The following is a 23,281-nucleotide window of genomic DNA, read 5'->3' as shown; positions in this document are numbered from 1 at the left end:
GCCCTCCACGAAACCGGTCTATCGATAGCCCTCGCGGCGAGCCATTTTCAAGACTTGACCTGCAAAAATGTTAGCGATAACATCGACGCCAATTCAGTCCGTTTGCTTGGCTTGGGAGGGCCATAGATGCGGCCCAAGCTCATCGAATTCATTGACATCTCCAAGCGCTTCGGCGGCACTCTGGCGTTGAAGTCGGTCTCGCTCGACATCCACGAGGGCGAGATCGTCGCGCTGCTGGGCGAGAACGGCGCCGGCAAGTCGACGCTGATCAAGACACTCGCCGGCATCTACAGGCGCGACCAGGGCGCGATCCGCTTTCGCGGCGAGGACTATCACCACCGCCCGCCCCGGCCCAACCAGCCGCAGAAGGTCGCCTTCATCCATCAGGATCTCGGCCTCATCGAATGGATGACGGTGGCAGAGAATGTTGGCATGGCGCAGGGTTTTTCACGCCGCTCGGGCCTGATCGACTGGCGCGACACCGAGCGTCGTGCCGAGCGCGCGCTGGCGCTGGTCGGCTGCGCCTTCGATCCGGCGACGCGCGTCCAGGATCTTTCCCGCACCGAGAAATCGCTGGTGGCCATCGCCCGCGCGCTCGCCACCGAAGCCGACGTGCTGGTGCTCGACGAGCCGACGGCAAGCCTGCCGGCCGATGAGGTCGAACGCTTGTTCCAGGCGCTGCGGCCGTTGCGCGAGCGCGGTGTCGGCATGATCTATGTCTCGCACCGGCTGGACGAAGTGTTCCGCATCGCCGACCGTGTCGCCGTGATGCGCGACGGCCGCATGGTGGCGGTCAAGCCCGTCACCGAGACGACGCCGCAGGAACTGGTCGATCTCATCGTCGGCCGCCCGGCGCATCAAATGTTCGCCAAGTCGCGCTGGCAGGACGGACCCGAGCGGCTGAAGGTCGAGGATCTGCGCTGCGGTAGCGTCGGTCCGGTTCGCTTCGAGGCGCGATCGGGTGAACTGCTCGGTCTGGTCGGCCTGCGCGGCGCAGGACAGGAGGCGGTCGGCCGCGCGCTGTTTGGCGCCGAGCCTTTCGACGGCGCTGTTTCGCTCGACGGCAAACGCCTCGATCTGTCCTCGGTCGGTGCGGCCCTTGCCGCCGGCGTCGGCCTGATCGCGCGCGACCGCACCGAGGAGTCGGTGGCGCTGTCGCTGTCCGTGCGCGAGAACATGTACCTCAATCCGTCGGCGGTCGGCCGCGGGCTGTTTTCCTTCATGAAGCCGGCGCAAGAGAGCGAGCTGACGCGGGAACTCGGCGCGCGCCTGGGGCTGAGGCCAAACGACCCGCATCTGCCGATCGAGGCGCTCTCCGGCGGCAACCAGCAGAAGGTGGTCGTCGGCCGCTGGCTGGCGACGGGCCGCAAGCTGCTGATCGCCGAGGATCCGACGGCGGGCGTCGATGTCGGTGCCAAGGCCGAAATCTACCGGCTGATCGCGGCGGCCGTCGAGGCAGGGCTGGCGGTCATCGTCGTGTCCACGGATTTCGAGGAGGTCGCCCATATCTGCCATCGCGCCCTTGTCTTTTCGCACAACCGCATCGTGCGCGAACTGGCCGGCGATGCCTTGACGACGGCGGCGCTCATCCATGCCGCCTCTGTGTCCGAAGCCGCCTGAGGAGTATCCATGAACTCGATCAAATCGACGGCGCTGGAGCCGACCCGCTCGGAACTCTCCGGGCTGAGCTTTGGCCAGAAGGCGGCGCGCTATCTGCCGGTCTACGGCCTGCCGATCCTGACGTTGCTGCTCATCCTGCTGTTCTCGCTGCTCTTGCCGCGCACCTTCCCGACGCTGCTCAATTTGCGCTCGATCATCTCCGACAAGGCGATCATCGCCCTGCTCTCGCTGGCGGCGATGATCCCCATGGCCTCGGGCCGCATCGACCTGACGGTCGGCTACGGCATCGTGCTCTGGCATATATTGGCTATCAGCCTGCAGACCGCCTTCGGTGTCCCCTGGCCGATCGCGGTGCTCATCGTCATCCTGCTCGGCGTTGTGACCGGCTTCATCAACGGCCTGCTGGTCGAGGTGGCGCGCATCGATTCCTTCATCGCCACGCTCGGCACCGGCACCGTGCTCTATGCCTTGGCCATGTGGTACACCGGCGGCCGCCAGGTCGTCGGCATGCTTCCCGACGGCTTCCTCGCCCTCAACGGCACGATGCTGTTCGGCCTGCCGATCACTGGCTACTACGTGATCGTCCTGGCGCTGGCGATGTGGCTTGTGCTCGAATACATGCCGATCGGCCGCTACCTCTACGCCATCGGCGCCAATCCCAAGGCCGCCGCGCTCAACGGCATTCCAGTGCAGAAATTCGTCATGGGCGCCTTCGTCGCCTCCGGCGCGCTGACCGCGCTGGGCGGCGTGCTTCTCGCCTCGAAGCTGCGGATCGGCCAGGCCAGCGTCGGCCTCGAATATCTGCTGCCGGCGCTGGTCGGCGCCTTCCTCGGATCGACCACCATCAAGCCCGGCCGCGTCAATGTATGGGGCACGATCATCGGCGTCGTCATCCTCGCCGCCGGCATTTCCGGCATCCAGCAGTTCGGCGGCTCGTTCTGGGTCGAGCCGCTGTTCAACGGCGTCACCTTGCTCGTCGCCATCGGCATTGCCGGCTACGCGCAGCGCCGCCGCGGCGCGGTCGTGCCGCCTCCACCAGCCACCAGCCAACCAACAAAGACAAATGACAATGCTTAATGGGAGAAGAAACATGCATCGCAGAACAGTCCTTCAGCTCGGCGTCGCTTGCCTGGCGCTCGGCATCGCCTCGACCGCGCTGGCCGACCCGATGGCCGACGCCAAGGCCGTCGTCGACAAATACGCCAGCAAGGTCGACAAATGGGACGGCCCGACGACCGGACCGAAAGGCGCTGCCGGCAAGACCATCGTGGTGCTTGGCGCCGACATGAAGAACGGCGGCATACTGGGCGTCACCAAGGGCGTCGAGGAAGCAGCGGCGGCTCTCGGCTGGACGGTCAAGACGCTTGACGGCGCCGGCTCCATCGGCGGCCGCACGGCGGCTTTCGGCCAGGCGCTGGCGCTTAATCCCGACGGCATCATCATCAACGGCTTCGACGCCGTCGAGCAGAAGCCGGCAATGGAGCAGGCGAAGGCCGCCAAGATCCCAATGGCGGCATGGCATGCGGCACCGACGGTCGGTCCGATCGACGATCTCGGCATCATCGCCAACGTCTCGACCGATCCGATGGAAGTGTCGAAGGCGGCGGCCGACTGGGCCTTTGTCGACGCCAAGGGCAAGCCTGGCGTCATCATCTTCACCGATTCCACCTACCAGATCGCCATCGCCAAGGCGGACCGGATGAAGAAGGAGATCGAGGATCTCGGCGGCAAGGTGCTCGAATATGTCGACACGCCGATCGCCGAGACTTCACAGCGCATGCCGCAGCTCACCACCTCGTTGCTGCAAAAATATGGCGACGCCTGGACCCATTCGCTGGCGATCAACGATCTCTATTTCGACTTCATGGGCCCGTCGCTGGCGGCTGCCGGCAAGTCGGGCACCGACGCGCCAATCAATGTGGCGGCGGGCGATGGTTCCGAATCCGCCTACCAGCGCATCCGCTCCAGCCAGTTCCAGAAAGTGACGGTGGCCGAGCCGCTGAATCTGCAGGGCTGGCAGCTCGTCGACGAGCTCAACCGCGCCATGGCCGGCGAGAAATGGTCGGGCTACATCTCGCCGCTGCATGTGGTGACATCGGACAATGTCGAATTCGACGGCGGCCCGGACAACCGCTTCGACCCGGGCAACGGCTATCGCGACCAATACAAGAAGATCTGGGGCAAGTAAGCTCGGCCGCAAAGGCCACCAGAAGACGGCCGGCGGTCATCCCGCTGGCCGTCTTCTTTTGGAAACCGTCAAGCCGTGTGGCGTACGATCACCTTGGGCGTCATGCCGACCACCACCCGGTCGTCGGCCGCGCGGCGATCGTTGAGCAGGTCGAGCACCAGCTCGGCCACCCTGACACCGATCTCATGTGCGCCGACATCGATCGTGGTGATCGAAGGCACCGACTGCTCGGCGAGGTCATAGGCGCCGAAGCCGGCGATCGCGACGTCCTCGGGGACGCGGATGCCGCGCCGCACGCATTCCATCAGCGCGCCGAAGGCCGAGAGGTCCGACACGCACATCACCGCCTGCGTGTCCGGCCAGCGCGAGATCATTTCGACCATGGCGATGGCGCCCTCGCGCATCGAGATCGGCGGCACGCCCGAGGCGATGACGCGCGAGGCGTCGAGGCCGCGGTCCTGCAGCGCCGCGACGAAGCCGCGGCGGCGATCGAGACCGCGCGTGTCGCGCGATGTGTCGCCGCCGATGAAGCCGAGCCTCGAATAGCCGCGTGCGACGAAATGATCGACCATCAGCCGCCCGGCCTCTGCGTTGGAGAAGCCGACGACATGGCCGATCGGATCCTCCGGCAGGTCCCAGGTCTCCACCACCGGCACGCCGGCATTCTCCAGCATCTTGCGGCAGCGCGGTGTATGCCGGCCGCCGGTGACGATGATCGCTTCCGGCCGCCGCCTGAGCAGCTGGCCGACCAGGCGCTCCTCCTCCTCGACATTGTAGTCGGTGAAGCCGAGCAGGATTTCCAGTCCGCTGTCGCGCAGGCCCTCGGTCATGCCGCGCACAGTGTCGGCGAAATTGGCGTTGTTGATCGAAGGGATCGTCACCGCGACGAAACCGGACCGGCGTGACGACAGGTTGGCGGCGATGCTGTCGAAGACATAGCCGAGCTCGTCCGCCGCCCTTATGATCCGGTCACGCGTGTCGGCGCTGATGGAGGTATCGCGTTTGAAGGCGCGCGACACTGTCATTGTCGAGACGTTGGCGCGATGCGCGACATCGGCCATGGTCGGGCGTTTTGACGAAGGCTGCATGGCCATACGTTATCGATATCACTGCGGAATGCAACGCGCCGCCGAGACTCACGAGAAGGCGATCTGGACCTTCATCGCCTGGCTGCGGTCATTGGCGAGTTCGAAGCCGGACGAGGCCTCGTCGCAGGCCACGGTGTGGGTGATCAGCGGCTTCACGTCGATCAGTCCCTTGCGCATCAGCTCGACACCTACGGCGAATTCCGGATGGAAGCGGAACGACCCGTTGATCGACAGTTCCTTGGTGGTGACCGCCGACATCGGCAGGGCCATCTCAGCGCCGCCGAGGCCTAGCTGGACGATGGTACCGCGCGGGCGCAGCGCCGCGATGCCTTGCGCCAGCGCCGCGGCGGCCCCCGAGCATTCATAGAGGATGTCGAACGTGCCCTTGTCGGCGAGATAGGGGGCGAGCCCTTCCGGGTCGATCCGCGTGTTGATCGTCTTGTCGGCCCCGGCCCGGACCGCCATCGCCAGCGTAAAATCGGTGATGTCGACGGCGACGATCTCGGCGGCGCCGGCACGCCGTGCGCTGAGGATAGACAACAGGCCGATCGGCCCGCAGCCGGTCACCAGCACGCGCTTGCCCAGCATCTCGCCGGCTCTGCGCGTCGCATGGAGACAGACCGCCAGCGGTTCGGCCATCGCCGCCTCGCCGGCGCTCAACCCGTCCGCCGGCACGCATTGCAGCGCGTCCGCCACCAGCATCTCGCGGAACGCACCCTGTATATGCGGGAATGGCATGGCGCTGCCGTAGAAGCGCATGTTGAGGCACTGGTTGTGTATCCCTTCGCGGCAGTAGCGGCAGCTGTAGCAGGGCCGCGACGGTGAGACCGCGACCAACTGGCCAGGCTGCAGCCCGCTGACGCCGGACCCAAGCTTTTCGATGACGCCGGAGACCTCGTGGCCGAGGATCATCGGCTCCTTGAGCCGCACCGTTCCGAAGCCGCCGTGATTGTAATAGTGCAGGTCGCTGCCGCAGATGCCGCCGGTGGCGAGACGCAGCAGCACCTGGCCCGCTCCCGGCTCCTCGACCGGACGGTCCTCGATGCGCAAATCCTTGGCGGCATGGATGACGATCGACTTCATGGCAGGCGAGCTCCTCGGGCAGGTCCAGGAAGGCTGTGCAGCGTTTCCCTTCGGAGTTGAGATTAGGAGTTACAGCACCGGCGTGAGCAGCGGCTGGCCGGCAAAATGGGCGGCGAGGTTGTCGCGCACAAGCTTGCCCATCGCCTTGCGCGTTTCGACCGTGCCCGACGCATGGTGCGGCTGCAGCAGCACATTGTCGAGCGCCAGGAAACGTGGATTGAGCTTCGGCTCGCCTTCGAAGACGTCGAGCGCGGCGCAACCAAGCGTCTTCTTCTCGAGCGCGTCGAGCAGCGCATCCTCATCAATATTGGAAGCGCGCGAAATGTTGATCAGCATGCCTTCCTCGCCAAGTGCGGCGATCACATCCTTATTGACGATGTGGCGCGTCGCGGGCGACGCGGCAAGCGTCACGAACAGGAAATCCGAACGCTCGGCCAGCCTGACCGGATCGGCGATGAACTCCCAGTTCGACGCGAAATCCTTGCGTGTCGGGCCGCAGTAGGCAATGTCCATGCCGAAGCCGGCGAGGCGTTTGGCCACTTCGTGGCCGATGCGGCCAAGACCGAGCACGCCGGCCCGCCGCCCCCAGACGCGGCGCTGCAGCGGGTAGAGCCCCTTGGCCGCCCAACTGCCGTCGTGCACCCAACGCTGCGCCCCGACCACGCCGCGCGAGAGGGCGAGCATCATGGCGATCCCGAGATCGGCGACATCGCCGGTCAGCACATCGGGCGTGTTGGTGACACGCACGCCCCGTTCCCGGCAGGCCGCGAGGTCCACCGCGTCGAAACCGACGCCATAGACGCTCACGACCTCGAGCGAAGGACAGGCCGCGATCATGGGCCGGCTGGCGCCGAGTTCGCCGCGCGTGGCGATGGCGCGTATGCGCGGCCCAACCTCGGCGAGGAAGGACGGCTTGTCGGCTGCATCGAAATAACGGTGGACAATGAAGGCCTGGTTGAGTGGCTCCTCGTCCCACGCTGGATAAGGTCCAATCTGAAGGATGTGAGGCCGCTGCATCGGTTTTCGCTCCAATTGACTTGACAGCAATGTTATCGATAACATAACAACATTCAACGACGAGAGGCAATCGGGAAAATGTCGTCCACTCTGTTCGATCTCACGGGGCGCACGGCGCTCGTTACCGGCTCCTCCCAGGGCATCGGCTTTGCGTTGGCCAAGGGCTTGGCCGAAGCCGGCGCCAGGGTGGTCCTCAATGGCCGCGACGAAGCAAAGCTCGCCGCGGCGGCGGCACGGATAGCAGGGGCGCGAACACTCGTCTTCGACGCAACCGACCATGCATCGGTGCGCTCCGCCATTGACGGTTTCGAGCTCTCCGGCGGGCAGATCGACATACTGGTGAACAATGCCGGCATGCAGTTTCGCGCGCCGCTCGAAGATTTTCCCGCCGATGCGTTCGAGCGCTTGCTGCAGACCAATGTCGCCAGTGTCTTCCATGTCGGCCAGGCGGTCGGACGCCACATGATCGGCCGCGGCCGCGGCAAGATCATCAACATCGCCAGTGTGCAGACCGCGCTCGCCCGCCCGGGCATCGCACCCTACACCGCGACCAAAGGCGCGGTCGGCAACCTGACCAAGGGCATGGCGACCGACTGGGCCAAACATGGTCTGCAATGCAACGCCATTGCACCGGGCTATTTCGACACACCGCTCAATGCTGCCCTTGTCGCCGACCCTGACTTCAGCGCATGGCTCCAAAAGCGCACACCGGCCGGCCGCTGGGGCAAGGTCGAAGAACTGGTCGGGGCCTGCGTCTTCCTCGCCTCCGACGCCTCGTCCTTTGTCAACGGACATGTCCTCTATGTCGATGGCGGCATCACAGCGTCGATCTGATCCGCCGCGCCGCATGATCATCATGGGCGTTGCGGGGTCGGGCAAGACAACGATCGGCGAAGCGCTGGCTCGCGCGATCTCGGCGACCTATGTCGATGGCGACCAGCTGCATCCGGAGGCCAACATCGCCAAGATGAGCGCCGGCATTCCGCTTGTCGACGCCGACAGGTGGCCGTGGCTGGCAAGGGTCGGCGAAACCCTGAGGCCAGGCACGATACCCATCATCGTCGGCTGCTCGGCGTTGAAGCGCGCCTATCGCGATTTCATCACCGAACAGACCGGAGCGCCCGTGCTGTTCATCTATCTCGACGGTTCGCACGAACTGATTTTTCGACGCATGCGCGAACGCACCGGCCACTTCATGCCGACAAGCCTGCTCGACAGCCAGTTCGCGACGCTGGAGATACCGGGCAAGGACGAGAATGCAATCAGTGTGGTTATCGACGCGCCGCTCCAGGAGATTGTCGCGGACATAACAACGAAATTCGAGGAGCGGCCGTCATGACCAACAAAGTCGCATTGATTGGCGCCGGCGCCATGGGCGGGGCGATCGGCGAGCGCCTGCTCGCCACCGGCAATCGCCTCGCCGTGTTCGATCTCGACAAGGTCAAGGTCGAGGCGCTGGTCGCCAGGGGCGCGACCGCCATGGCGAGCGCGGCCGAGGCCGCCGGTGCGTCCGATTATGTCATCCTCAGCCTCAATTCGGCGGCGATCGTGCGCCGCGCAGTGTTCGGTGACGGCGGCGTGACGGCTGGAGCGAAGCCTGGCACGCTGATCATCGACATGTCGTCCATCGACCCCGATGCGACGCGCCAGCTCGCCGCCGACGCAAGCGAGAAGGGTCTGCGCTGGGTCGACAGCCCGCTCTCGGGCGGCGCGCCGAAGGCGCTGACCGGTGAATTGACACTGATGGCCGGCGGCGAGGCCGAGGACGTCGCGGACGCCCACAAGGTGCTGCGCGACGTCGCGGCCAATTACACCCATATGGGCCCGGCCGGCACCGGCCAGACGACCAAGCTGATCAACCAGGTGCTGTGCGCGCTGAACTTCATGGCCGTGGCGGAGGCGACGCGGCTGGCGCTGGATGCCGGCGTCGACGTGCTGAAGATCCCCCAGGCGTTGAAGGGCGGGCGCGCCGACAGCGCCATCCTGCAGGAATACCTGCCGCGCTTCGCCACCCGTGACTACCGGCGCACGGGCCGCATCGACAATATGGTGAAGGACCTGGATGCCGCGCAGGATCTGGCGCGACGCACGCATACGGCGATGCCGCTGACGGCCGTCTGCGCCGAAGTGCACAGGCTGCTGACGGCTGCCGGACTGGGCGGCGAGGACCAGGCCGCATTGATGGAATTTTTCCGACGCAACGACGACCAGGAGAACCGGACATGATCACGCGCTATGCGCTGTTTGAAGGCAAGGTGAAGGACGGGCAGACCGCGGCATTCCGCCAAGCTGTCCTCGACACCGTACTGCCGAAGTGGAAGGCGTTTCCCGGCGCGCTCGACGTGCGCGTCAGCTTCGCCGAAAAGCGTGACGACGGCGCGCCGGAATTCCCGCTGATCCTGGCGATCAACTACCGCGACATGGCGGCCGTCGATGCAGCCCTTGCCAGCCCCGTCCGCGCTGAATCGCGCGCCGCGACCGAAGCGGTCCTGGCCAGATATTTCGAGGGCCGCATCCACCATCACGTCACGATCGCCAACGAATTCCCTCTGGCCGCAGCGTAGTGGCATCGCCGGTTCCGGCCCGGTTCGCTTCCTGGCGGGCCGTGTCAGCAATCGGACAGGCACGCCAACGAAATCTTAATGTAAATGAAGCGTAATCCCGGTCGTTAAAATAATGCGTATGTGTTGGGGTTGCGCATGCCGGAATATTCTTCCTTCATCCGGTTTGTCCGGATTCGCTATCTTTCAGGATTGCTGATTTTCGCGCTGGCTTCCACGGCCATCATGTTTGCGCTCAACCGTGTCAATTCCTTCCGTCATGAGGTTGATGCGCTGAGCAGCAATCTCGTCGTCTTCACCCGCGACCTGCGCAACGCGACCAGCTTCGCCGAGACGACGGGCTCCGCCTGGCGAAACGAAACGCGCGACGCGCTGACCGCATCGGCGCGCGACCATTCCGAACGTCTGACCAGCGAGATCGACACGCTGACCGCCCAGTTCGCCGCGCTGCGCTCGCGCCTGTCGGCCAAGACCATCAACGAACTGGAAACCGCCTCGGTCAACGGCGACCTGTTCTGGTCGGCGCACGATATGGTGCGCAATTTCAACCTGATGTCGATGGCGCAAAAGGCCGATGAATGGAGCTATCGCGAGATCCGCAACCAGAACGATCTGTTTGTGCAGCCGATGCTGGTCCGTGTCCGCACCGCCATGGATGAAGAGCGCCATTTGGCCGACGCATCCAGTGACCGGTTGCTGTTGTGGGCGAGCGGCCTGTTGTTCGGCGTCCTGGCCATCGTCGCCTTCTGGATCTTCCGGCCGATGGAGCAGGCGATCCGCCGCGCCTTTGCCCAATCGGCCGAGTCCCTGTTCAAGGCCGAGGCCGCCGATCGCGCCAAATCCGAATTCCTGGCCAATATGAGCCACGAGATCCGCACGCCGATGAACGGCGTGCTCGGCATGGCCGAACTCTTGGCCAAGACCGAACTGACCCCGCGCCAGAAGACCTTCACTGACGTCATCGTCAAATCCGGCAATGCGCTGCTCACCATCATCAACGACATCCTCGATTTCTCCAAGATCAATGCCGGACAGCTCACCCTGGACCCCGCTCCTTTCCGCCTCACCGAAGCGGTCGAGGACGTGGCGACGCTGGTCTCGGCACGCGTCGCCGAAAAGAATCTTGAACTGATCGTGCGTGTCGATCCGCGGCTGCCGGCCCATGTCGTCGGCGACGCCGGCCGCTTCCGGCAGATCGTCACCAACCTGGTCGGCAATGCGGTGAAGTTCACCGAGAAGGGCCATGTGCTGATCGATGTCGGCGGCGAGACCGTCAACGATGTCGTCCAGCTCAGGCTGCGCGTCGAGGACACCGGCATCGGCATCCCGGCCGAGAAACTGCAGAACGTGTTCGAGAAATTCGCCCAGGTCGACGGCTCCTCGACACGCCGTCACGAAGGCACCGGCCTTGGGCTTGCCATCGCCGCCCGCCTCGTCGACCTGATGGCCGGCAAGATCGGGGTCGAGAGCGAGATCGGGCGCGGCTCCGTCTTCTGGTTTGCGGTGCCGCTGCCCGTGCATCATGCCGAGGCCCGCGACGCGATCGTGCCGGTGGACGTCACCGGCGCGCGCGTGCTGGTCATTGACGACAATCCCGTCAACCGCGAAATCCTGCTCGAGCAGCTCAGAAGCTGGAGTTTCGACTGCGCCGCCGCCGAAAGCGGCGCGGTGGGGCTCGCCTTCCTCGATCGCGCCTGCCAGCTGGGCGCCAGCGTCGACTGCATCATCCTCGACTACCAGATGCCCGGCATGAACGGCGCCGATGTCGCCCGGGCCATCGCCGCCGACAGCCGGCTGTCGGCCATCCCGATCGTCATCCTGACCTCGGTCGACCAGGTCGATTTCGGCAAGATGATCATCGACTTCGGCATTGCCGCGCACCTGACCAAGCCGGCGCGCTCAGCGGTGCTGCTCGGTACGGTCATCTCGGTCATCCAGAAGGCCCGTTCGCAGGTCGGCAAGGCGCAGTTCATCCGTGAGCCGGTCCAGCCAATGCCGCAGCCGGCTCCACCGGCCTTCACCGTCATCCGCGGCCCCGCAATACCGGTCGCCACCGCGCCGGAATCGGCCGTCACACCGAACGGTCCGATCGACATCCTCATTGCGGAGGACAACGAGGTGAACCAGCTGGTGTTCGGCCAGATCCTCAACGGGCTCGGTCTGAGCTACCGCATCGCCGGCAACGGCCGCACCGCGGTCGAGATGTACCGGTCGCTGCATCCGAAACTGATCCTGATGGATGTCTCGATGCCTGAAATGAACGGCTATGAGGCGACCCGCGCCATCCGGACGATCGAGACCTCGTCGGGCGGTCACATCCCGATCATCGGCGTCACCGCGCACGCGCTCAAGGGCGATCGCGACAAGTGCGTCGAGGCCGGCATGGACGATTATCTCCCCAAGCCGGTTTCGCCCGACCGCCTGGGGACGAAAATCGGCACCTGGCTCAGCGAGACGGTGGTGGCCAAGACGGCGTGAGATATAGCCCGTCAGGCTGCCAGATCAGCCCAGTCGACCGATCGGTATGATTTCCGGAGAGGTGTCCGCATAGGATTCGCCTTGCCAGTCGCCGAACCATTGCTCCACTAGCAGGCCGGCGTCATCCAGCATCCCGGCAAGATCTTCCCTGTTTGGAAACGCGATTTTCGATTCGGCGCCCAGAATTGGCCTGCCGCCGGGAATTTCATAGAAGGTCGAATAGGTGACCACCGCACTGGCGGCATCCCAGTCGGCATCATACCATGCCCTGACCGTGCCAAGCCTGGGATGCTTCACCATTCTTTCGGAGCGCTGCGGCGTCCATTCCAGCCACGCCGCCACGGCGGGATTTCGCGTGTCGAAGATGAAGCGCCCATCGCGAGCGAGGTGTTCGGCGATGGTACGCAGCACCGCCCGCTGATCCTCTTCGGTCAGGAAAACCTGGAACGCGTGACCGGTCAGCAGCACCAGATCGAACCGTCTTCCGAGCCGCACCGTTCGCGCGTCGCCGACAACCCAGTCGACCTTGTCCCCGCCGCTCCTGTGTCGCGCGACGTCGAGCATGGCCGATGCGGGATCGACACCGGTGACGCTGCAGCGGTCAGCCATTTCGGCAGCCAGTTGACCCGTGCCGCAACCAAGATCGAGGACCGAGCCGCCCTCCCTGGCAAGACGAATGCAACAGTCGAAATCGGCGCGGCCATCCTGATTCTCGATGTCGTAGAACTGAACGAAGTCGGGATCATTGTAGATCAGATCGGTCATGTCGCCGCCTATAGCTCAAATGCTTGCCATGCCCGACAGGCACAATTCACGCCGCCGAGGACGTTGCGGCTTTGCTCGGCCCCCATACTCAGCCTGCCGCGTCCAGACGATAGCGGCGCATCCAGTCGAGGCTTGTCTCGTCGGCGAGCTTTGCAACGCCCGGCCGGATGTCATTGGCATTTGGCGGCTGAACGCCAAGAGTTTCGCAAATAGCCAGCAAGGTCGCCGCCGGATCAGCGGAAAGCCGCTCATAGCCAATGCGCAACGGCGTCAGGCCTTGCGCCGCGAACCAGATGTTCCAGGCCGTGTCATAGGCTTCGAGTTCAGCAAGCTCACCCTTGATCCGCTCGAAATCATAGTGGGGTTCTTGCGCCGGCGCGACCCTTTCGATCTCGGTGCCATCAGGCGCGATGTGCCAAAGACCGGTCTGCTGCGCCTTGATCAGCGAGATCGCCTGCGCAAGCTTGTTCTCGCGCGACAGGTGGATGTAGAGGGTGCGGCCAAAGGCCCTTTCGAAACGCGCTGTGTCTGACGCCAGCCCTGGGAAAATTCGATCGAGGATCGCCGAAAGTTCATCCAGGTTTTCGCGCATCAGGCGCAGGCCGAAAATGCCTGTGCCGCCCTTTCCGGCGGTGATCGCCGCGTTGAGATAGGCAATCTCGGATTCAAGCTCGCCCATAGTCTCGCGGGCTGGCAGTTTCCACTCCTCAGCCCACTCCGACAGGTCCTGCCGCCGATAGAAGGAGTGCGGATCGCCTGATGTCCCGGTGGAGGCCAGGAGCTTGCACAGCAACGTGCTGCCGGTTCTCGGCGTGCCGCAGATAATGTAGGCGTCGAACATCCCGCTGCCCTCGTCATTCATCGCAGGCAGGGCACCCCCGGCCGATCCACCGCCGCCTATAATTGAAATCGTTGCTGGATGCGACGGGCGCACTCCAACGGCGTGAGCAGGCTGGTGTCGACTTCGAGGTCGTAACTCATCCCCACATGCACGCGCCCATATTGCCAGCGCGCCAGCCCCGGCAGTCTGTCGGGCCGCCGGGCTTCGCGGGCCTCCAGAACCTCTAGCGGCGCCATGACGCCGACCAGATGGAGATCGAAGGCCGACAGCAGCTCGACATAGTCCGATAGTTCGCCGTTGCACAGCACGTCGTCGACGATCAGGTCGTTGCCTTGTCCGGCCATGGCGGCAACGGCGTGGCGCATGCCGCGCAGGGTTTTTTCGCCCACCGGTCCGACCCTGATCACGACTGCGGGCTTGCCGTCCTGTTGAACGGGCTCGTAGGAAAAACCAGCGGCATGGTCCTGCAAGGCATCGGGCAGCATTTCGAGAAAACTGTCCATCTGGACATGCAGGAACGGCGCGGCGGTTATTGTCTGCAACGCCTTGGCGATCGAGCTTTTGCCGGCACTGCCGACACCATTGAGGACAATGATCCTGGCTGTCATGGTCAAACGCCCTCTCGGATCGGACTACCGGTTGCGCACTACCACGCAGGCCCCACCTACACTCTGTAATTTCTGGCAAATGACATTGGCGGCGGCACGATCGTCGATCCCGATCCTGACCGCATAGATGCCACGCCGGCCGATCGGCGTGCGCACCCGGCTGACCACGGGGTCATGGCCGGCGAGCAGCGCTGGAAACCGGCTCCTCACCCTGAGCCACTGGCTGACTGCCGCACTGCGGCGGAAATTGCCGGCCACCTGTACGCCCCAGGGTTTGACGTTGATCGAAGCCATCGCAACGGTCTGCGACATGATGACAGGCAGTTTGCGGCAGGCGACGGCAAAATCCGTCTTGGCATCGAGCGGCTCGATCTTTCCGGCATAGGCGGGGTCAGTGAACTTGTCGACCGGCTCGCCCATAACATCGAAGACGTAGCTCTCGGTCTCCATCGGCAGGAAGCCGCCCGAGCCCAGCCAGCGCGACACCCGGCTTTCGCCGGCATTGTAGGCGGCCGCCGCCAGGCCGAGATTGCCGTAGCTGGTTTTCATCTCAGCGAGATATCTAGCCGAGGCCGGGATCGCCTGGTTGATGTCGAAGGAGTTTTCGAGCCCCCGCATCTTGGCGGTGCCCGGCATGAACTGGGCGATGCCTTCGGCGCCGACAGGGCTGACAGCATTGGGATCGAAACGGCTTTCCTTCCAGATCAGCCTGGCGAAGAAATCCCGGGGCAGGCCGTTCTGGTCGGCATGCGCCTGGATCAGGTTGCAGACCTTGTCGATCAGCCGCTGCTTGGCCGATTGCGGTGGGTCGGCCTGAACGAGTGTCGACCAGGCCAGCCCGCAAAGCAAAATCAGCGTTGCCAAGAGGAAACGCTGCATCGCGGCTACTCGGCCGCGGCCTTGCCGCGACCGAACCGTTGCTCGATGTAGTCGGCGACCATTTTCTCGAAATCCGCTGCGATCGACGGTCCGCGCAGCGTTGCCGCCTTCTTGCCGTCGACGAAGACGGGGGCCGTCGGCGTCTCGCCGGTGCCGGGCAGCGAAATGCCGATATCGGCATGCTTGGACTCACCCGGTCCGTTGACGATGCACCCCATCACCGCTACCTTGAGATTCTCGACGCCGGGGTATTTTTCGCGCCACACCGGCATGTTCTTACGCAGATCCGCCTGGATGTTTTGGGCGAGCTCCTGGAACACGGTTGAGGTCGTGCGGCCGCAGCCGGGGCAAGCGGCGACGATCGGCACGAACTGCCTGAAACCCATGGTCTGCAGCAGTTCCTGCGACACCTGCACCTCGCGCGTGCGGTCGCCATTCGGCTCCGGCGTCAGCGAGATGCGGATGGTGTCGCCAATGCCTTGCTGCAACAGGATGCCCATGGCGGCGGACGAGGCAACGATGCCTTTCGAACCCATGCCGGCCTCGGTGAGGCCGAGATGCAGCGCATGGTCGGAGCGGGCGGCAAGCTCGGTATAGACTGCGATCAGGTCCTGCACGCCGCTGACCTTGGCCGACAGGATGATCTTGTCGCGGCCAAGGCCGATCTCTTCGGCCATCTCGGCCGACAGGATCGCCGACTGCACGATCGCCTCGCGCGTCACTTCCTGCGCCGTCAGCGGAAAACCCTTGTCCTGGTTGTCGTCCATCAGCCGGGTCAGAAGCTCCTGGTCGAGCGAGCCCCAGTTGACGCCGATGCGCACCGGCTTGTCGTGCTTGATCGCCATTTCGACGATATCGGTGAACTGCCGGTCCTTCTTGTCCTTGAAGCCGACATTGCCGGGATTGATGCGGTACTTGGCCAGCGCCTCGGCGCAGGCCGGATGGTCGGCCAGAAGCTTATGGCCGATATAGTGGAAGTCGCCGACCAGCGGCACATTGATGCCGAGCCGCTGAAGCCGCTCATGAATGCGCGGCACGGCGGCGGCGCTCTCGTCGCGGTCGACGGTGATGCGCACGATCTCGGAGCCGGCGCGGTGAAGTGCCGCGACCTGCGCGACCGTCTGGTCGATGTCGGCGGTGTCGGTGTTGGTCATCGACTGCACGACAACCGGAGCGCCGCCGCCGACGACCACGCCGCCGACGTCGACGCCGACCGAGGTGCGGCGGGGGAAGGGAAAGGAAAAATATCCGGTCATGCCGGCAGCCTTTTGTCTCTGGGGCCTTGCGCGTCCATTTGGACGCGCAAGCACGCCCCGGGGCCGATGCGCTGAAGTCCGGGCATGAGGTGGAGGAGCAAACATGGCTTGTCAATGGCGACAGGTCGCCACTGGCAGCAATTGATCCGGCCGAGGGCATGAAACAGAGCACGACCCGGCGATGGCCGAGGTGCAAAATGGACCTGAGGAATATTAGCTGCGGCTTATGACGTAGCGCTGAAAATCAAAACCCAACACACCGGCGGCGATTGCCGCCGGCAAGAAGACCGCATAGTGGCGGCTATGTCAGTCGGGCATCAATGCGTGGTCGGTTGCGCCTTCAGTTTCTCAATCGCATCCTTGAGTGCCAGCTTGCGTCGCTTGAGATTCACGATTTCGAGGTCGTCCACCGACGGGTGGTTCATCGCGTCATCGATCTCGCGTTCGATGTCGCCGTGTTTCCGCTGCAACTCATCAAGATGGGAAGCAAGAGACATGATTGGTTCTCCCTTTCATGGTTTCCTCGATTGCTGCCGCCAAAAGGCGCGTCCACCGCAGGCTCGCTTCTGTGACGGCACAATGACACTTTGCCACCTTCCGAATGCGATGTCGAATGCTGCGTGGTAGCATTCCACGACAATGTGAAATGTGATATGGGCAGCGCGCCGGTGGCAGAAATTGCCGCCCCCGCCCAATCAGGCCCAGCTTTTGGGCGCCGCAGACGTGCAGACGGTAGAGAATGTCCGATCAGGAACAGGCCGATATTCGCCTCGAATTTTCCCGGCTGAAGCAGGAACACGCCGATTTCGATGCGGCGATCAACGCGATGATCGCCACCAATTGCGACCCGCTGCAGATCCAGCGCATGAAAAAGAAGAAGCTGGTGCTCAAGGACCGGCTGATGGCGCTGGAAGACAAGATCATTCCAGACATCATCGCTTAGCGCCTATCCGCCGATCGACAGCCTGCCGGCGCGATCGCGCAGCAGGCCGATGAGGCGGCTAGTCCGTTCCTCGGACGTGTCGATGGGAACCACCAGGCACATCGTCGCCTCGACCTTGCCCGGCGCTGAAAAGACCGGCACGGCAAGACATTTCGTGTAGGCATCGACCAGCCCCGAGGTCACGCAATAGCCGGTCACCCCAGCCTTGGCGATGTCGGCGATGAAGTCGTCGAGCCGCAGCTTGCGGCCGTCGGGCAGCACGAGATCGTCTTCCGACACCATGGCTTCGATCTCAGGCCGCTCCAGCCCCGCCAGAAGCAGCCGGCCGGATGCAGTCCAGGGCAGCGGTATCTGCAGACCGGTGGCGGAACTGATACGGAACGGCCTGGTGCCGGGGCTGGAATGGACGATGGTGTAGCGGCCGCTCTGCAGCATGCACAATTCCGAGGTCTCGCCGGTCTCGCGTGACAGATGGTCGACCTCCTGGCGCCCGCGCCGCAGCAGATCGTTGCCGCGCACATAATCCATTCCATAGAGATAGAGCTTCTTGCCGAAATAGACGCGGTTGCCGTCGCCCGCCATTTCCAGCAGGCCGGCATCGACCAGCGACCGCACCAGCGTGTAGGTCGTCGAGCGCGGCGCGTTCACCCCCTTGGCAAGGTCGCCAATGCCGATCGCCCGCTGCGTCGTGTGCAGAAAGTCCAGGATCTCGAGCACCCGGTTGAGGCCCTTCTCGCGGGAGGCGGTCGTCTTTTCGTCGGCCGAAGCGGCCAAGGCATTGCCATCTTGCATTGTCGATTCCTGGTGCTAGTATCTGTCTTGTACAGGATACATGCGTCTCTTGTAAGAGACAATCTTTCGATATTCATCGACGTGTCTTTTCCTGTGCATGGGGAACACAACACGAAAGGAGGTCGCCGTGAACGACACATCCGGAAGACGTGATTTTCTGAAATTGGGAATGGCGGGACTGGCCACCGCCGGCGTGCTGGCAACCGTCGATGCGCAGAAGGCCGCCGCCCAGGCCGCATCCGACAGCCTGCTGCGCACCGTGCTCGACCGCGGCAAGCTGATCGTCGGCACCGGCAGCACCAACGCGCCGTGGCATTTCGAGAACGATGCCGGCGAACTGGTCGGCATGGATATCACCATGGGGCGCATCCTGGCCAAGGGCCTGTTCGACGATCCGACCAAGGTCGAGTTCGTCATGCAGGATCCGGCGCAGCGCATCCCCAATGTCACCACCAACAAGGTCGACATCACCATCCAGTTCATGACGATGACGGCGCAGCGTTCGCAGCTGATCAACTTCACCCGGCCCTACTATGTCGAAGGCGTTGCCTTGCTGACACTGCCCACCGCCGAGAACAAGACCTTCGACAAGCTGCTTGCCGGCGGTTCGGCGACGCGCATTTCCATCCTGCAGAATGTCGATGCCGAAAGCTCCGTCCACTATGCCTTGCCACAGGCGCAGGTGCTGCAGATCGACACCCAGGCCAATGTGCTGCAAGCGCTGGAATCCAAGCGCGCCGACGCGGCCGCCGTCGATCTGTCCACCGTGCGCTGGCTTGCCTCGCGCAATCCGGACAAATATTTCGACGCCGGCAAGAGCTGGTATTCGATGCTCTACGGCGCCGCCTTGCGGCAAGGCGATCTCGACTGGCTGACCTTCGTCAACCAGACCTTCACCATCGCCATGTTCGGCCATGAATCGGCGCTCTATGATGCCGCCTTCAAGGATTATTTCGGCCAGGAACCGCCGGCCCGCCACCCCGGCTTCCCGGTGATCTGATCCCGATTTGCGGAAGGGTGGCATTCCAGCCCTTCCGCAATCCATTCGACGCCCTTCACACCGAGGCGGATGCATGGGCTATGCCCTGAATTTCAACCTGATCTGGCGGCATTTCGACAAGCTGTGGGGCGGTCTGCTGCTCAGCCTCGAGCTTGCGGTGATCTCGATCGCCATCGGCACCGTCATCGGCCTGGTGCTCGCGGTCTGGTATGTCTCGGCCGGGCGCGCCGTTCGGGCGATCATCGCCGCCTATGTCGAATTCATCCGCAACGTACCGCTGATCCTGCTCGTCTATCTCGTCTTCTACGGCCTGCCGACCGTGGTCGACCTGGCCTACAGCGCGCCGACCTCTTTCGTCCTGACGCTGTCGGTCTATAGCGGTGCCTATCTGGTCGAGGTGTTTCGCTCGGGTCTCGAAGCCGTTCCCCGCGGGCAGCTGGATGCCGGCAAGGCGATCGGACTGACGCCCTGGCAAAGGCTGATCCATGTGCGCCTGCCGACCATGCTGCGCATCACGCTGCCGGCGCTGTCCAACACCTTCATCTCGCTGTTCAAGGACACCTCGATCGCCTCGGTCATTTCGGTGCCCGAACTCACCTTCGGCGCCCAGTGGATCAACTTCAACACCTTCCGCATCGTCGAGGTCTATCTGGTGACGACGGCGATGTATCTGCTGACCGGCTACATCCTGCTTTTCGGGCTGAGGCTCGTCGAGCGCCGGTTCAGGGCGGCGCGCTGACATGGCAAGCCAGATCCTCTACGCCCTGCCCTTCCTCGCCAAAGGCTTCGCCGTGACCCTTTGGGTGTCGCTTCTGGTCGTCACCCTGTCGCTCGTCGCCGGCGTCCTGCTGGGAGTCGGCCTGGTCTATGGCCCCGCCCCGTTGCGCTGGGCGGTGCGCATCTTCAGTGACACCATTCGCGGCATTCCGATCCTGGTCTTGATGTTCTTCGTCTATTACGGTCTGCCGGCTGTCGGACTGCATCTGCCGTCCTTCTGGGCCGCCGTGCTGGCGCTGACCCTGTTCAAGACGGCGCAGGTCATCGAATATCTCAGGGGCGCGGTCGCCTCGATCCCGAAAGGCCAATCCGAGGCCGCGATGGCGATCGGGCTGACCTTCCGCCAGCGCCTCACCTACGTCATCTTTCCGCAGGCCTTCAGGCGCTTCCTGCCGCCCTGGATCAACGGCGTCACCGACGCGGTCAAGGGCAGCGCGCTGGTGTCGCTGCTCGGCATCACCGATTTGATGCAGGCCATCAACCAGGTCATCGGCCGCACCTATGAGGCGATGCCGCTCTATATCCTCGGCGCGCTCATCTATTTCGCGGTCAATTACGCGCTCTCGCTCGCCGCCCGGCGGCTCGAGCGGCGTTTTTCTTTCATTCGGGAATAGCATGATGTCCGACGCTGCAAATGCCAGTCCCGCGCTGCTCGACGTGCGCGATGTCTCCAAGGCCTTCGGCTCCGTCGAGGTGCTGCGTTCCGTTAGCCTTCAGGTGAACCGCGGCGAGGTGGTGACCGTCATCGGCCCCTCGGGCAGCGGCAAGACCACGCTGCTGCGCTGCGTCAACTTCCTCGAAAGCTATGACTCAGGCTCGATCCGCATCGACGGCAAGGAGGTCGGCTATCTCTCAGCCGGAACGCGCCAGCGCCGCAGCGAGCGCGACTTGGCCAGTATGCGCGCCGAAACCGGCATGGTGTTCCAGAGCTTCAACCTGTTTCCGCATCTGACGGCGGCCGGCAACATCATGCTTGGCCTTACCAAGGTGCGCGGAAAGAGCGAGGCCGAGGCGCGCCAGGCCGCCGAACACTGGCTCGGCCGCGTCGGCCTTGCCCACAAGGCCGACAGCCTGCCGGCCGAACTCTCAGGCGGCCAGCAGCAGCGCGTCGGCATCGCGCGCGCCGTGGCGATGGAACCAAAGATCCTTCTGCTCGACGAGATCACCTCGGCGCTCGACCCCGAACTGGTCGGCGAGGTGCTGGCCGTGGTGCGCAGCCTCGCCGAGGACGGCATGACCATGCTGATGGTGACGCACGAAATGGCCTTTGCCCGCGACGCTTCGAGCCGCATAGTCTTCATGGCCGATGGCGGCGTCAGCGCCGTCGGCCCGCCCAAGGAGATCCTCGCGGCGGAGACCAGCAACGAGCGCCTCCGCACCTTCCTGGCGCGCTTCCGCGCCTCGCATTTTTGACATTGGACGGCCGACGCCGCCCATTTTTTGAATATCGGATGGCTGAAGCCATCCAAGGGAGCCTTCTTCCATGACACCTTACATCCGGCTCGCCGAACTCGGCCTGACGTTGCCCGAGCCGCCGACGCCCATCGCCAACTTCGTCACCCATGCCGAGAGCGGGCGATTGATCTTCCTGTCCGGACAGGGGCCGCTACGCGCCGACGGCACGCTTTGCACGGGCAAGGTCGGCGAGGATGTCACCGTCGAGCAGGCTTACGAGCATGCCCGCCTGACCGGGCTCAACCTGCTGGCCGTCATGCATGCCGCCGCCGGCGATCTTGGCCGCATCGTGCGCGTCGTCAAGCTGCTCGGCTTCGTCAACGCGACGCCGACCTTCAGCGACCACCCGAAAGTGGTCAATGGCTGTTCGGACCTGTTCGCCGATGTGTTCGCTGATATTGGCGGCCATGCCCGCTCGGCGATCGGCGTCGGCTCGCTGCCTGGTAACATCACTGTCGAAATCGAAGCGGTCGTCGAGATCGCCGCCTGACCTGCCACCCACGGGATCTGCTGACATGAAAACCACTTCCGCCGCCGGCTCCAACACCACCATCCGCGAACGGCTCGGCCTTCGCCCGATCATCAATGTCTCCGGCACCATGACCGCGCTCGGCGCGTCGATCATCGTCCCGGAGGCGATCAGCGCCATGGCCGAAATGGCTTCGCAATGGGTGGAAATGGATGATCTGCAGCGTGCCGCGAGCACCATCGTCGCGCGCCTCACCGGCGGCGAGGCCGGCTTCATCACCGCTTGCTGTGCCAGCGGCATCACCATGGCGATCGCCGGCGCGATGACGGGAACCAACCTGCTCGCCATCGAGCGTCTGCCCGACGACACAGGCGGTCTCAAGTCCGAGGTCGTCATCCAGCTGGGCCACATCGTCAATTACGGCGCACCGATCGACCAGTCGATCCGCGTCGCCGGCGCCAAAGTCATCCCGGCAGGCACCGTCAGCGTCACCCAGGACTACCATGTGCGCGAAGCGATCAACGAGCGGACGGCGGCGGGCCTCTACGTCGTTGCCCACCACACGGTGCAGTACGGCATGCTGTCGCTGGAGGAATTCTGCGAGATCTGCCACGCCAAGGGCGTGCCGGTGATCGTCGATGCCGCGTCCGAATACGATCTGCGCGGCTTCCTGGCGCGCGGCGCCGATGTCGTCATCTACAGCGGCCACAAATTCCTCTCAGGGCCGACCAGCGGCATCGTCACCGGTCGCAAGGACTTGGTGCGCTCAGCCTATCTGCAGAACCGCGGCGTGGCGCGGGCCATGAAGGTCGGCAAGGAAAGCATCGCCGGCACCATGGCGGCACTCGAAGCCTGGGAAAAGCGCGACCACGCCGGCATCCGCCGGCGCGAGGAGGCGGCGCTCAATCTCTGGAAGGACGCTTTGCAAGGACTGCCGGGCATCTTTGCCAAGATCATTCCCGACCCGACCGCCAATCCGCTCGACCGCCTGCAGATCTTCGTATCGCCGGAAAGCCGCTTCAGCGCCGCCGGCCTCGCCTCGGCGCTGGCCGCGGGCTCACCGCCGATCATCGTGCGCAACCACGAGGTCGAGCGCGGCCACTTCTTCCTCGACCCTTGCAACCTGCATCCCGGCGAAGCGGAGATCGTCGCCGAACGCCTGCGGGCCACACTTACCGCGAAGGACCGCCCGGCCGATGCGATGAAAGCCGCACGCAAGGATTCGTCTGGCGTCTTGAAGTGGCCGGACTGAGCGCCAAGTCAACAGCTCCAAACACCAGTGATCACGCGACTGTGATCAGCCGGATTTGCGGGCGGCGGGAATAAACCGTCTCCGCGACAGGTCTGCTCGGCATACGCCACGTCTGGCGTTGAGGAGACCGGCATGCCGCATCATTGCAGGAACAGCGAACACGGCTGCAGCGTCGGCTGCCGCCGTGAGATGGCAGGCATGATCGCCGT

At 64.2% G+C, this 23,281-nt stretch carries 25 protein-coding genes; 15 read left to right on the top strand and 10 right to left on the bottom strand.

What is annotated here, in order from left to right; genetic code table 11:
- Positions 1-126 precede the first annotated feature (126 nt).
- The 3 genes from JN279_RS07445 to JN279_RS07435 are packed head-to-tail and all read left to right on the top strand — an operon-like array spanning position 127 to position 3,808.
- Positions 127-1,620: a sugar ABC transporter ATP-binding protein gene (locus tag JN279_RS07445; protein WP_096451056.1), complete on the top strand. Its 1,494-nt coding sequence runs from the start codon at positions 127-129 to the stop codon at positions 1,618-1,620.
- A 9-nt stretch (positions 1,621-1,629) separates the two neighbouring features.
- Positions 1,630-2,697: an ABC transporter permease gene (locus tag JN279_RS07440; RefSeq protein ID WP_096451058.1), complete on the top strand. Its 1,068-nt coding sequence runs from the start codon at positions 1,630-1,632 to the stop codon at positions 2,695-2,697.
- 13 nt (positions 2,698-2,710) lie between these two features.
- Positions 2,711-3,808 (top strand): ABC transporter substrate-binding protein, encoded by a 1,098-nt coding sequence (locus tag JN279_RS07435; RefSeq protein ID WP_096451060.1) that lies wholly within the window; start codon positions 2,711-2,713, stop codon positions 3,806-3,808.
- A gap of 68 nt (positions 3,809-3,876) precedes the next feature.
- On the opposite strand, the gene JN279_RS07430 is transcribed toward JN279_RS07435, so the two are convergent.
- The 3 genes from JN279_RS07430 to JN279_RS07420 form a co-directional block, all read right to left on the bottom strand.
- On the bottom strand, positions 3,877-4,896 hold the full coding sequence (locus JN279_RS07430) for a LacI family DNA-binding transcriptional regulator (RefSeq protein ID WP_244734438.1): 1,020 nt from the start codon (positions 4,894-4,896) through the stop codon (positions 3,877-3,879).
- Between the two features lie 48 nt (positions 4,897-4,944).
- Positions 4,945-5,979 (bottom strand): L-idonate 5-dehydrogenase, encoded by a 1,035-nt coding sequence (locus JN279_RS07425; protein ID WP_096451062.1) that lies wholly within the window; start codon positions 5,977-5,979, stop codon positions 4,945-4,947.
- Positions 5,980-6,048: 69 nt separating this feature from the next.
- Positions 6,049-6,996 carry a 2-hydroxyacid dehydrogenase gene (locus JN279_RS07420; RefSeq protein WP_096451064.1) on the bottom strand — a complete coding sequence of 316 codons (948 nt, stop codon included), beginning with the start codon at positions 6,994-6,996 and terminating at the stop codon, positions 6,049-6,051.
- Between the two features lie 78 nt (positions 6,997-7,074).
- Between JN279_RS07420 and JN279_RS07415 the strand changes: the two genes are divergently transcribed.
- The 5 genes from JN279_RS07415 (at position 7,075) to JN279_RS07395 (ending at position 12,035) form a co-directional block, all read left to right on the top strand.
- A complete protein-coding gene (locus JN279_RS07415) occupies positions 7,075-7,830 on the top strand; it encodes an SDR family oxidoreductase (RefSeq protein WP_096451066.1) in 756 nt (251 codons plus the stop codon).
- On the top strand, positions 7,799-8,335 hold the full coding sequence (locus JN279_RS07410) for a gluconokinase (protein WP_096451068.1): 537 nt from the start codon (positions 7,799-7,801) through the stop codon (positions 8,333-8,335). The genes JN279_RS07415 and JN279_RS07410 overlap by 32 nt, the downstream gene beginning before the upstream one ends.
- The gene (locus tag JN279_RS07405) at positions 8,332-9,222 is read left to right on the top strand and encodes an NAD(P)-dependent oxidoreductase (RefSeq protein WP_096451070.1); all 891 of its coding nucleotides are present in this window, start codon (positions 8,332-8,334) and stop codon (positions 9,220-9,222) included. Before JN279_RS07410 ends, JN279_RS07405 begins: the two co-directional genes overlap by 4 nt.
- Complete coding sequence (locus JN279_RS07400) at positions 9,219-9,560, top strand: hypothetical protein (RefSeq protein WP_096451072.1); 342 nt, start codon at positions 9,219-9,221, stop codon at positions 9,558-9,560. The genes JN279_RS07405 and JN279_RS07400 overlap by 4 nt, the downstream gene beginning before the upstream one ends.
- Before the next feature lie 135 nt (positions 9,561-9,695).
- Positions 9,696-12,035 (top strand): response regulator, encoded by a 2,340-nt coding sequence (locus JN279_RS07395; RefSeq protein WP_096451074.1) that lies wholly within the window; start codon positions 9,696-9,698, stop codon positions 12,033-12,035.
- Positions 12,036-12,059: 24 nt separating this feature from the next.
- Here JN279_RS07395 and JN279_RS07390 read toward each other — a convergent pair whose 3' ends face one another.
- From JN279_RS07390 to JN279_RS07365, 6 genes are all read right to left on the bottom strand, one after another.
- Positions 12,060-12,800 carry a class I SAM-dependent methyltransferase gene (locus JN279_RS07390; RefSeq protein WP_096451076.1) on the bottom strand — a complete coding sequence of 247 codons (741 nt, stop codon included), beginning with the start codon at positions 12,798-12,800 and terminating at the stop codon, positions 12,060-12,062.
- A gap of 88 nt (positions 12,801-12,888) precedes the next feature.
- A complete protein-coding gene (locus JN279_RS07385) occupies positions 12,889-13,641 on the bottom strand; it encodes a Stf0 family sulfotransferase (RefSeq protein ID WP_244734436.1) in 753 nt (250 codons plus the stop codon).
- A gap of 56 nt (positions 13,642-13,697) precedes the next feature.
- A complete protein-coding gene (locus JN279_RS07380; RefSeq protein WP_096451080.1) occupies positions 13,698-14,249 on the bottom strand; it encodes a phosphotransferase-like protein in 552 nt (183 codons plus the stop codon).
- A gap of 24 nt (positions 14,250-14,273) precedes the next feature.
- Positions 14,274-15,128 carry a lytic transglycosylase domain-containing protein gene (locus tag JN279_RS07375; protein ID WP_096451082.1) on the bottom strand — a complete coding sequence of 285 codons (855 nt, stop codon included), beginning with the start codon at positions 15,126-15,128 and terminating at the stop codon, positions 14,274-14,276.
- Positions 15,129-15,133: 5 nt separating this feature from the next.
- Positions 15,134-16,384: a flavodoxin-dependent (E)-4-hydroxy-3-methylbut-2-enyl-diphosphate synthase gene (ispG, locus tag JN279_RS07370; RefSeq protein ID WP_096451084.1), complete on the bottom strand. Its 1,251-nt coding sequence runs from the start codon at positions 16,382-16,384 to the stop codon at positions 15,134-15,136.
- Between the two features lie 317 nt (positions 16,385-16,701).
- A complete protein-coding gene (locus JN279_RS07365; protein ID WP_010911953.1) occupies positions 16,702-16,881 on the bottom strand; it encodes a YdcH family protein in 180 nt (59 codons plus the stop codon).
- Between the two features lie 242 nt (positions 16,882-17,123).
- Between JN279_RS07365 and JN279_RS07360 the strand changes: the two genes are divergently transcribed.
- A complete protein-coding gene (locus JN279_RS07360) occupies positions 17,124-17,327 on the top strand; it encodes a YdcH family protein (protein WP_091578683.1) in 204 nt (67 codons plus the stop codon).
- 3 nt (positions 17,328-17,330) lie between these two features.
- Here JN279_RS07360 and JN279_RS07355 read toward each other — a convergent pair whose 3' ends face one another.
- Positions 17,331-18,119 carry an IclR family transcriptional regulator gene (locus JN279_RS07355; RefSeq protein WP_096451086.1) on the bottom strand — a complete coding sequence of 263 codons (789 nt, stop codon included), beginning with the start codon at positions 18,117-18,119 and terminating at the stop codon, positions 17,331-17,333.
- A 169-nt stretch (positions 18,120-18,288) separates the two neighbouring features.
- On the opposite strand from JN279_RS07355, the gene JN279_RS07350 reads away from it, so the two are divergent.
- From JN279_RS07350 to JN279_RS07325, 6 genes are all read left to right on the top strand, one after another.
- Entirely contained in the window at positions 18,289-19,119 is an 831-nt protein-coding gene (locus tag JN279_RS07350; RefSeq protein WP_171883346.1) for a transporter substrate-binding domain-containing protein, read from the top strand.
- Between the two features lie 73 nt (positions 19,120-19,192).
- Positions 19,193-19,858, top strand: coding sequence for an amino acid ABC transporter permease (locus JN279_RS07345; protein ID WP_096451088.1), 666 nt, complete (start codon positions 19,193-19,195; stop codon positions 19,856-19,858).
- A 1-nt stretch (position 19,859) separates the two neighbouring features.
- A complete protein-coding gene (locus JN279_RS07340; protein WP_096451090.1) occupies positions 19,860-20,510 on the top strand; it encodes an amino acid ABC transporter permease in 651 nt (216 codons plus the stop codon).
- 4 nt (positions 20,511-20,514) lie between these two features.
- Entirely contained in the window at positions 20,515-21,309 is a 795-nt protein-coding gene (locus JN279_RS07335; protein ID WP_096458042.1) for an amino acid ABC transporter ATP-binding protein, read from the top strand.
- Positions 21,310-21,379: 70 nt separating this feature from the next.
- Complete coding sequence (locus JN279_RS07330; RefSeq protein ID WP_095201216.1) at positions 21,380-21,841, top strand: RidA family protein; 462 nt, start codon at positions 21,380-21,382, stop codon at positions 21,839-21,841.
- A gap of 25 nt (positions 21,842-21,866) precedes the next feature.
- Entirely contained in the window at positions 21,867-23,072 is a 1,206-nt protein-coding gene (locus tag JN279_RS07325) for an aminotransferase class V-fold PLP-dependent enzyme (protein WP_096451092.1), read from the top strand.
- Positions 23,073-23,281: the final 209 nt, after the last annotated feature.

The organism is Mesorhizobium sp. 113-1-2, assembly GCF_016756475.1.
GTDB classification, from domain to species: Bacteria; Pseudomonadota; Alphaproteobacteria; order Rhizobiales; family Rhizobiaceae; genus Mesorhizobium; species Mesorhizobium loti_C.
The sequence above is the reverse complement of the archived record's forward strand: the minus strand, read 5'-3'. Positions and strand labels throughout refer to the sequence as shown.